An 8,688-nucleotide genomic window follows, 5' to 3' on the forward strand; every position below is an offset into this window, starting at 1 on the left:
CGCACCTCGGGTGCGCAAGGCGCGCACCCTGGCCGAGGCCGTGCAGGCGGTGGCCGCCGCGCCAGTCGCGTCAGACGCGGCGCCGACAGCCGTGCCCGAGGCGCCGGCGTCCGGTGCGGTGGTCGACGTGTCGTCGGTCTACGGTCCGCACGGACGTCCGCTGCGGATCCTCATGGTGGCGAGTGAGGCCGTGCCGTTTGCCAAGACGGGCGGGTTGGCCGACGTGGTGGCGGCGCTGCCCAAGGCGCTTGGTGCCCTCGGCCACGAGGTCACCGTGGTCATTCCGCGCTATCGGGGCATTCCCGTCGCGAGCACGCCGACCACCAGTTACCCGGTGTCGATGGGCGGTCATGCCTACCAGGCCGACGTCTTCGTGCAGGAGACGAGCCCGGGCGTTCGGGTGGCGCTGATCGATCACCCGGCGTTCTTCGACCGCGATGCGCTGTACGGGCTCGGCAGTCACGACTACGAAGACAACCCGCGACGATTCGGGTTCCTGTGTCTGGCGGCCCTCGAGTTCGCCCGGCTCGAAGGCGTGCCCGTCGATGTCGTGCACGCGCACGACTGGCAGGGGGGACTCGCCCCGGTGTACGTGAAGACCCGGTACGCCACCGACCCGGTGCTCGGCGGTGCAGCGACGATCTTCACCATCCACAACATCGCCTATCAGGGCCAGTGCTCGTCCGACTGGCTGCCACAGCTGGGGCTCGGCTGGGACTTGTTCACGTCCGAGGGGCTGGAGTTCTGGCTCCACGCCAGCCTGCTCAAGGGCGGCATCATGTTCGCGGACCTGGTCACGACCGTCAGCCCGCGCTACGCCGTGGAACTGATGACCCCGGAGTTCTCCTTCGGCTTCGAAGGCATCCTGCGGCATCGGTCGGCCCATCTGGTGGGCATCCTGAACGGCATCGACGCCGATGTCTGGAATCCGGCCACCGATCGCCATCTCCCGCGGCCATACCGCCTCGACGACATGTCGGGCAAGATGGACGCCAAGCGCGTGCTGCTCGAGACCTATGGGTTGCCCGGCGCGGACGAGCTGGCCAGACGCCCCGTGATCGCCATGATTTCGCGCATGGTGGACCAGAAGGGGCTCGACCTGATTGCCGCGGTGGCCGAACAGCTGCCGCATCTCGGCGCCGCCTTCGTCGTGCTCGGCACCGGCGAGCCCTGGTACGAAGAGATGTGGCGGTCGCTGGCCCGGCGCTATCCCGACCGGGTGGGCGTGCGTGTCGGGTTCGACGAGCCGCTGTCGCACGTCATCGAGGCTGGCGCCGACCTGTTCATGATGCCGTCACGCTTCGAGCCATGCGGCCTCAACCAGATGTACAGCCTGAGGTATGGCACACTGCCTGTAGTGCGTGCGACGGGTGGTCTGGACGACACGGTGCAGAACTACGACCCGGCGAGTGGCGCCGGCAACGGGTTCAAGTTCTATGACGCGAGCGGCGAAGCCCTGCTGGGGACGCTGCGCTGGGCGTTGCACGTCTATCACAATGAGCCCGAACGCTGGCGGCAGCTGCAGCGCGCGGGCATGGCCCTGGATTTCTCCTGGAGCGCTTCGGCGCGTGCGTACCTGGACGCCTATGATCGGGCGCGGACGCACGTGGCCGATCGACAGGCGAGCGCCTAGGGTCCGGACGAGCGAGAGGACGACGAGATGGCTTCCGAGAAAGTGCACACCCTCACCGACGGCAACTTCACGCAAGTGATCGGTGCGACGCCCCACCCCGTGCTGGTCGATTTCTGGGCCGAGTGGTGCGGCCCGTGCCGCATGCTGGCGCCCACCATCGAGGCGCTTGCCGACGAGCTCGAGGGCAAGGCCGTCATCGCCAAGCTCGACGTGGACGAGAACCCCAACGTGCCGGGCACCTATGGCATCCGCTCGATTCCCGCCCTGCTGGTCTTCAAGGGCGGGCAGCTCGTCGACCAGACCATCGGCGTCCAGTCCAAGGACGCGCTGAAGAAGCTGCTCGAACGCCACATGTAAGGACTGGCTCACCAGCGCGTGAGCCACGATTCGGTCGAGGTAACGAGGCGCGTGATGAGTGACGACTTGCGCAATGTGGTGATCATCGGGTCCGGTCCGGCCGGCCTCACGGCGGCGCTGTACACGGCGCGCGCCAACCTGCAGCCGCTCGTCATCGAGGGGCTGCAGCCCGGCGGGCAGTTGACCATCACCACGATGGTCGAGAACTGGCCGGGGCACCGCGACGGCGTCATGGGCCCGCAGCTCATGACCGACATGCGGGCGCAGGCCGAGCACTTCGGCACGGAGTTCCTGTCGGGGTTGGTGGAGCGGGTGGACTTCTCGTCCCGCCCGTTCACGCTGACCCTCGACGGGGGCCGCGTCATCCGGGCCAGGACCGTGGTGGTGGCCACCGGGGCGTCCGCCAAGCTGCTGGGGCTGCCGTCGGAGATGCAGTTGATGGGCCGAGGCGTCAGCACCTGCGCGACCTGCGACGGCTTCTTCTTCCGCAATCGCCCCGTCGCCATCGTCGGCGGCGGCGACACCGCCCTCGAGGAAGCGATCTACCTGTCGAAGCTGGCCTCGCACGTCACCGTGATCCACCGGCGCGACACGCTGCGGGCGTCGAAGATCATGCAGGACAAGGCGCTGGCCAACCCGAAGATCTCGTTCCGCTGGAACACGGCGGTCGACGAGATTCTCGCCGACGAGCGCGGCGACGTGAACAGCGCTCGCCTGCGCAACCTGCAGACCGGCGAGATCGACGTGCTGGCGGTGGACGGCGTCTTCGTCGCCATCGGGCACACGCCGAACACCGGCCTGTTCAAGGGCGTCCTCGACATGGACGAGGGCGGCTATCTCGTCACGACCGGCACCCGGACCAACATCCCCGGGGTGTTCGCCGCGGGCGACGTGCAGGATCAGGTCTACCGGCAGGCCATCACGTCGGCTGGCACGGGGTGCATGGCGGCCATGGACGCCGAACGGTGGCTGGAACTCGGCGACGCGGAATTCCATCACAGCGAGCCGCCGGCCTCGGTTGTCGTGGCCACGCTCCAGGCGTAGCCGTCGGACGTCGTCCGACGGCGAGGGACACGGCTGGACGGGTGTCCGGCCGCTACGCGATGGACGAACGCGCGATCCAGCCGCCGCCGAGGACCTCGTCGCCGTCATAGAACACGGCGGCCTGGCCCGGCGTGACGGCGTACTGGGGGACGTCGAACTCGACCGACGCAGCGTCGGGGCCGAGCGACAGCACGGACGCCGCCGCCGCGGGATGGCGATGGCGAATCTGCACGGCGGCGCGGATGGGCGCCTCCGGTGCCCGGCCCGAGACCCAGGTCACCTCGCGCACCGTGCACTGCCGCTCCTCGAGCGCGCTGCGCGGCCCCACCACCACCTCGCTGGCGGCCGCATCGATGGCCACGACGTAGAGCGGCACCCCGACCGACAGCCGCAGGCCCTTGCGCTGGCCCACCGTGAAGTGGTGCACCCCCTCGTGCCCGCCCAGGGCTCGCCCCTCGACATCGACGATCCGCCCCGGCGTCGGCGTCCGGGCCCCGGCCGACCGCGCCACGAACGCCGCCTGATCGCCGTCCGGCACGAAGCAGATTTCCTGGGAGTCCGGCTTGAGGGCCACCGGCAACTGCCGCGTGGACGCGTAGGCACGCACTGACGGCTTGTCCATCTCGCCGACCGGGAAGATGGCTCGCGCCAGCTGCGCCTGCGTCAGCGAGAAGAGGAAGTAGGACTGGTCCTTGCCGTGGTCGGCCCCCCGAAGCAGATGCCACTGGCCGTGGGCGTCCTGGCGCGCGCGCACATAGTGGCCCGTCGCGAGCCGGTCGGCCTCGAGTGCCGCCACGCGATCGAGCAGCGTGACGAACTTCACCTCGCTGTTGCAGCGCGAACACGGAATCGGCGTGCGGCCGGCGACGTACTCGTCGACGAAGGGCTGCACCACCTGGGCGTGGAAATGCGACTCGAAGTTGACGATGTAGTGGGGGATACCCAGTCGCCCGGCGACGCGTCGGGCATCGTGCAGGTCGTCGATGGTGCAGCAGGTGCCAAACGTCGCCTGGCCGTCCTGCTGGTCGTACAACTGCATCGACAGCCCGATGACGTCGTGCCCCTGATCGACGAGCAGGGCCGCGGCCACCGACGAATCGACGCCCCCCGACATGGCCACCGCGATGCGCATGGCGTCAGGCCGGCCGTCGGTCGGTGAGCGACCGCAGGCGCGCCACGATCGGCGGCAGCGCGTCCGCGAGTGCCGCGATGTCGTCGGGGGTCGTGTGGCGACCGAGGCTGATGCGCAAGGCGTTCTGCGTTTCGTGGAGGGGCAGGCCCATCGCCTTGAGGACGTGCGACGGCTCGAGCGTGCCCGACGAGCACGCCGATCCGGTGGACACCGCGAAGCCGTCGAGATCGAGGGCGATCAGCAGGGACTCGGCCTCGATGCCCTCGAACCCGATGTTGGTGGTGTTGGGCACGCGTGGCTGGCCCGCGCCGTTCACATGGGTACCCGGGACGCGGGCGAGGATGGCCTGCTCGAGACTGTCGCGCAGCACCGCCTGGCGCGCGGCGTCGGTTTCCAGTCGGGCGCCCGCGAGGCGCGCCGCGACGCCGAGGCCGACGATCGCCGGGACGTTCTCGGTGCCCGCGCGTCGGCTCCGCTCCTGCTTGCCTCCGGTCATGGCCGACTGCAGACGCGTACCCCGACGGATCCACAGCGCGCCGACGCCCTTGGGCCCATAGATTTTGTGCCCCGACAGGCTCAGCAGGTCGACATCGAGCGCGTGGACGTCGACCGGGACCTTGCCGACGGTCTGCACGGCGTCGGTGTGGACCAGGATGCCGCGGGCGCGGGCCAGGGCCGCGCAGGCGGCGACGGGCTGCAGCGTGCCGATCTCGTTGTTGCCGTGCATGAGGCTGAGCAGGGCCGTGTCGTCGGTCAGCGCCTCGGCAATGGCCTCGGGGTGCACGACCCCCTGCGCGTCCGGCGCCACGCGGGTCACGCGCCAGCCCCGACGTTCGAGGGCCCGCATCGTGGTCAGGACGGCTTCGTGCTCGAGGCTGCTGGTGACGAGGTGTCGGCCGCCCAGGGGTTCGAGGGCCTCGGCCGCGCCGCGAATGGCGAGGTTGTCGGCCTCCGTCCCACCGCTGGTGAAGACCACTTCGGTTGGGGCCGCGCCGATGAGCGTGGCCAGGTCCTGACGGGCGTCGTCCAGTCGGGCCTTGGCGCGCTGGCCGAAGTGGTGCACGCTGGAGGCATTGCCGAACTCGGCGCGCATCGCGTCGGCCACGGCGTCGATCACGGCCGGGTCGACGGGCGTGGTGGCGTTGTGGTCCAGATAGATGCGCGTGCGGACGGACCCCACCGCGGTAGCGTACCATCCGGCACCGCCCGTAAACCACAGCAATTGCTCGGCCTAGACACGATCTGTCCCCTTGCGTATACTCCGCCCGACGTGGGTCGTCGCCACCCTGCGGACCCAGTCGGGAGAAAGCCAACATGTGGAAACGCGATGACGCGCCGCGGCAGCCTGCACCCGCGCCGCCCACGACGCCGTCGGCCCCTGCCGCTCCGCCTCCGGCGGCGGTGGATGTCCCCTCGGCAGTACCCGCTCGGCCGACGCCGGGCGCTGGAGAACGAGCACCCATGAGCATGGGCAACATCGGCAAGTCGGTCATCATCAAGGGCGAGTTGAGCGGCAGCGAGGACCTGACGATCGAGGGGCAGGTCGAAGGCAAGATCGAGCTCAACAACAACGTCCTCACGATCGGCACCAATGCCAAGATCAAGGCGCAGGTGTTTGCCAAGACCGTGGTGGTGCTCGGCGAGGTGAGCGGCAACATCACCGCGTCGGAGAAGGTGGACATCCGCGACAACGGCTCGGTCGACGGCGACATCACCTCGCCGAAGGTGGCCATTGCCGAGGGGGCCCATTTCCGTGGCGCCATCGACATGAACCGCAGCGGCGGTGCCCCGAAGGCCGACCCCAAGCCGGCGGCGGCCACTCCCGTGAAGGCCTGAGACTGCGCAGGCCGGCGGAGCGCGAGGCGCTCCGCCGGACCGCGACCAGCCTGCCCCCTGTCTTCCCGTGGCCGATTCCCCCGATCGTTCCCTCTCTTCGCGGCTCTTCGGCTGGGCGCGTCGTGCCGAGGGCACCGGCGAGCCGGGGCGTGATGCCGGGCCACCCGTCAGCACCAAGGTGCTGGCCAAGTTCCTTGCCGCCCTCGCGCATCGTGAGGCGCCCGTCGTGCTGGACCTCGGACCGGTCGTCGGCAGCAACGTGTCGTTCCTCGGCGAACAGCTCGGGTGCCGCCTGCGCGTCGAGGATCTCTACGCCGACATCGATCGCCTGACGCGCGAGCATCGGCTCGACACGATGCCCGAGTTCCTGGGGCAGCGCTTCCACTACGAGCCCGAGAGCCTCGACGCCGTCCTGTGCTGGGATGTGCTGGACTATCTCGACAAGCCCGCGGCGACCGTGTTGACCCGGCAAATCGTCGAGTGGGTCAAGCCGGGCGGGGTGGTGCTCTGCTTCTTCTCGACGGTGGCCACCCCGGCGCCGGTCTACACCCGCTACGTCATCACCGACACCGACCATCTGCAGTACCGCACGTCTCCCGCGGCCCACGGCAAGCGCACGGTCTACCAGAACCGGGACATGGAGCGGCTCTTCGTCGGCCTCGGCGTGTCGGAGAGTTTCCTGCTCCTCAGCAAGACCCGTGAGGTCCTGCTGCGCAAGAAGGCCGTCGTCGCGCCGAAGGCGTGATCGCCCGGGCCGTCGGCGCGGCCGTTTGTTGTAGCATCGCCAGAGCCGGGCTGGCGGGCCCGACGCCCGCGCCCGCCGGCGTCTCGCCGCAGGACGGCGCTTCATTCCGGGTCAGGCACACATGATCGATCTTGATCTCACCGAAGAGCATCGTCTGCTCGAGCAGACGGTCCGCGAATGGGCGGCCCGCGAGGTCGCGCCGCACATCGCCGAACTCGATCGCGCACACCGGTTCGACCCGCGCATCCTGCCGCAGATGGCCGACCTCGGCCTGCTCGGCATCTGCGTGCCCGCCGAGTACGGCGGCGCCGGGATGGACTACCTCAGCCTCGGCCTGGCCAGCGAGGAACTCGAGTACGTCGACACGTCGCTGCGGGTCATCCTGTCGGTGCACGTCGGCCTGAACAGCCTGTCGCTGCTGGCGTGGGGCACCGAGGAGCAGAAGCGTCGCTACCTCGTACCGCAGGCCCAGGGACAGAAGATCGCCACCTTCGGGCTGACCGAACCGGCGGCCGGCAGCGATGCCCGCGGCATCCAGACGGTGGCCATCAGGAAGGGCGATCGCTACGTCCTCTCGGGCGAGAAGATGTGGATCTCGCTGGCCGACGTGGCCGATCACTTCCTGGTGATCGCCTGGAGCGATCTCGAGAAGAAGCGCGCCAAGGACCCGAGCGGCCTGAGTGCCTTCATCGTCGAACGCGCGTTCGCGGGGTTCTCGAGCGGGACGCTGACGCACAAGTGGGGCATCCTCGCGGGCAATACCGGCTTCTTCAAGATGGACGAGGTCGAGGTGCCGGCCGAGAATCTGCTCGGCCGCGAAGGCGAGGGCTTCAAGATCGCGATGTTCGCCCTCGACCAGGGCCGCTACACGGTGGCGGCCGGGGCGACCGGTCTCATCCGCGCGTGTCGCGATGCGAGCGTCCGGTACGCGCAGCAGCGTCAGACCTTCGGCGTCGAGATCGGCCAGCATCAGCTCGTCAAGGAGATGCTGGCGCGCATGGAGGCCGACTACCAGACCTCGCGGTTGCTGTGGCTCAAGGCCGGCTGGATGAAGAACATCGGTCGCCGCAACACACGCGAGAGCGGTCTTGCCAAGTGGATGGCGACGGTCGCCTCGGAGCGTGCCGCGGGCGATGCGGTGCAGATCCACGGCGCCAATGGCTACTCTGACGAGTACCCGGTCGGCCGCTACTACCGCAACTGCAAGGGCGCGGTCATCTACGAGGGCACTCGCGAAATCCATGCGCTGATGCAGGCCGACTACCTGCTCGGCTACCGTACGGACAAGCCGACGCGCTGCGAACTCCCGCCATACCAGGGCCAGACGGCCGGCGCCTGAGCCTCGGGACCCGGTGCCGATGGCCGGCACCGGGCCTGGTCCTGTGAATCGCAACCTGCTCGCCATCGCCGGCGCCTGCTTCATCGGCTTTGCCGGCTTCACGCTGGTGATGCCGTTCCTGCCGCTGTACTTCGTGCAGCTCGGCATGCGCGATCCGGCCGACATCGCCTTGTGGTCGGGGCTCAGTCTCGGGGTGACGCCCGGGATGACGGCGTTGTTGGCGCCGCTCTGGGGACGCGTGGCCGACCGGTACGGCAACAAGTTCCTGGTCTTGCGGTCCCTGGCCTGCTTCATCATCACGATGGTGATGATGGGCCTGGTGACACGCCCCTGGCACATCTTCGCCCTGCGTGTGCTCCAGGGGTTCTTCGCGGGCTACGGCGCGCTGGCCGTGGCGATGGCGGCGCAGGCCGCGCCGCGCGACCGCATGGCGAGCGCCATCGGGACCGTCCAGACCGCGCAGCGCCTCGGCCCGGCGCTCGGCCCGGCCATCGGCGGGGTGCTGGCGGTGGCCATCGGCATCCGCGCCACCTTCTTCGTGTCGTCCCTCTTCTATCTGCTGGCGTTCGTCCTCGTGTGGCGCTGGTTCGTCGAACCAGCCC

Annotated in this window: 9 protein-coding genes; 7 read left to right on the forward strand and 2 right to left on the reverse strand. The window is 69.3% G+C overall.

Annotated features, from left to right (window positions below; translation table 11 throughout):
- The 3 genes from glgA to trxB form a co-directional block, all read left to right on the forward strand.
- Window positions 1–1,633 (forward strand): glycogen synthase GlgA (glgA, locus tag Q0C41_RS27515; RefSeq protein WP_291989545.1); only part of this gene is annotated, 1,633 nt, incomplete at its 5' end.
- Window positions 1,634–1,660: 27 nt separating this feature from the next.
- Window positions 1,661–1,990: a thioredoxin gene (gene trxA / locus Q0C41_RS27520; RefSeq protein ID WP_291989546.1), complete on the forward strand. Its 330-nt coding sequence runs from the start codon at window positions 1,661–1,663 to the stop codon at window positions 1,988–1,990.
- A 54-nt stretch (window positions 1,991–2,044) separates the two neighbouring features.
- Complete coding sequence (trxB, locus tag Q0C41_RS27525) at window positions 2,045–3,034, forward strand: thioredoxin-disulfide reductase (protein ID WP_291989547.1); 990 nt, start codon at window positions 2,045–2,047, stop codon at window positions 3,032–3,034.
- Window positions 3,035–3,086: 52 nt separating this feature from the next.
- Here trxB and mnmA read toward each other — a convergent pair whose 3' ends face one another.
- Both mnmA and Q0C41_RS27535 read right to left on the reverse strand, forming a co-directional pair.
- Window positions 3,087–4,166, reverse strand: coding sequence for a tRNA 2-thiouridine(34) synthase MnmA (gene mnmA / locus Q0C41_RS27530; RefSeq protein WP_291989548.1), 1,080 nt, complete (start codon window positions 4,164–4,166; stop codon window positions 3,087–3,089).
- Between the two features lie 4 nt (window positions 4,167–4,170).
- Window positions 4,171–5,346, reverse strand: coding sequence for a cysteine desulfurase family protein (locus Q0C41_RS27535; protein ID WP_291989549.1), 1,176 nt, complete (start codon window positions 5,344–5,346; stop codon window positions 4,171–4,173).
- A 281-nt stretch (window positions 5,347–5,627) separates the two neighbouring features.
- On the opposite strand from Q0C41_RS27535, the gene Q0C41_RS27540 reads away from it, so the two are divergent.
- The 4 genes from Q0C41_RS27540 to Q0C41_RS27555 all read left to right on the forward strand — a co-directional run.
- A complete protein-coding gene (locus Q0C41_RS27540) occupies window positions 5,628–6,002 on the forward strand; it encodes a polymer-forming cytoskeletal protein (protein ID WP_291989550.1) in 375 nt (124 codons plus the stop codon).
- A 67-nt stretch (window positions 6,003–6,069) separates the two neighbouring features.
- Complete coding sequence (locus tag Q0C41_RS27545; protein ID WP_291989551.1) at window positions 6,070–6,747, forward strand: methyltransferase domain-containing protein; 678 nt, start codon at window positions 6,070–6,072, stop codon at window positions 6,745–6,747.
- Window positions 6,748–6,868: 121 nt separating this feature from the next.
- Window positions 6,869–8,086, forward strand: coding sequence for an acyl-CoA dehydrogenase family protein (locus tag Q0C41_RS27550; protein WP_291989552.1), 1,218 nt, complete (start codon window positions 6,869–6,871; stop codon window positions 8,084–8,086).
- Between the two features lie 43 nt (window positions 8,087–8,129).
- Window positions 8,130–8,688, forward strand: a 559-nt coding sequence (locus tag Q0C41_RS27555) for an MFS transporter (RefSeq protein WP_291989553.1), incomplete at its 3' end; no start/stop codon positions are given.

Origin of the sequence: Luteitalea sp. (assembly GCF_022842525.1) — a bacterium.
In the GTDB taxonomy this organism is placed as follows: Bacteria; Acidobacteriota; Vicinamibacteria; order Vicinamibacterales; family Vicinamibacteraceae; genus Luteitalea.